This window comes from Pseudomonas sp. GM80 (genome assembly GCF_000282515.1).
In the GTDB taxonomy this organism is placed as follows: Bacteria; Pseudomonadota; Gammaproteobacteria; order Pseudomonadales; family Pseudomonadaceae; genus Aquipseudomonas.
The window spans coordinates 1-1,125 of the sequence record NZ_AKJD01000242.1; the positions used below are offsets into that span (position 1 = coordinate 1).

The 1,125-nt window shown below is 64.3% G+C and carries 1 protein-coding gene; it reads right to left on the bottom strand.

Annotated elements, in window-relative coordinates:
- Positions 1-1,125: immunoglobulin-like domain-containing protein (locus PMI37_RS27435; RefSeq protein WP_008087523.1), on the bottom strand; the 1,125-nt coding region annotated here is incomplete at both ends.

Here is a 1,125-nt window from a genome sequence, read left to right on the forward strand (position 1 = left end):
TCAACGGAGCGTGGCCAGTCAACGCGTCGTTCGGCGCGGTGGTGGTCGCGGTGCCGGTGGTTTGGCCAACGCCAATGGTGATGGTCTGACCGTTCGACAGGGTCACGACAACCGGCGCGCCGGTCACAGCTGCACCGACAGTGGCGGTGTAGACGACGTTACCGCCTTCAGCTGCGGTGCCAGTCGCCGTCAATTTCACGGTGGTGGTGTCGATGGTGTCGGTGACGCTGGTCACGGCTGGCGCAGTACTGGTCACCAGGTTTTCGAAGTTGCCACCGGTGGCGCTGCTGATCGTTGCCTGCACAGGGCCGGCGTCTTTGTAGACATCGTCGGCTGGCGCTGCAACGGTCACGGTGCCGGTGGTTTTGCCGGCCTCGATGGTGATCACTGCGCCGTTCGACAAAGTCACGGTGACTGGCGAGCCAGCGGCGTTGGTTAGGGTCGCGGTGTAGGTGATCTGGCCACCTTCGGCCACGGTGCCGGTCGCGGACAGCGTCAGGTTGGTGGTGTCGATGGTGTCGGTCACGGTGGTGCTGACCGGGGTTTTGTCGGCGACGAGGTTCTCGTAGTTACCGCCCGTTACGTTGGTGATCGCGTTGGTCAGTGGTGCGTGACCGGTCAACGCGTCGTTAGGCGCTGTGGTGGTCGCGGTGCCGGTGGTTTGGCCAACGCCAATGGTGATGGTCTGACCGTTCGACAGCGTTACCACGACCGGCGAGCCGGTCACCGGCGCACCGACAGTCGCTGTGTAGACGACGTTGCCGCCCTCTGCCGCTGCAGCCGTTGCCGTCAACTTCACGGTGGTGGTGTTGATGGTGTCGGTGACGCTGGTGATGGCCGGCGTCGTGCTTGGCACCAGGTTTTCGAAGTTGCCACCGGTGGCGGTGCTGATCGTTGCCTGCACAGGGCCGGCGTCTTTGTAGACGTCGTCGGCTGGCGCTGCAACGGTCACGGTGCCGGTGGTTTTGCCGGCCTCGATGGTGATCACGGCGCCGTTCGACAAGGTCACGGTAACTGGCGAGCCAGCGGCATTGGTCAGCGTTGCGGTGTAGACGATCGAGCCGCCTTCAGCGACCGAGCCCGTCGCGCTCAGCGACAAGTTTGTGGTGTCGACCGTGTCGGTCA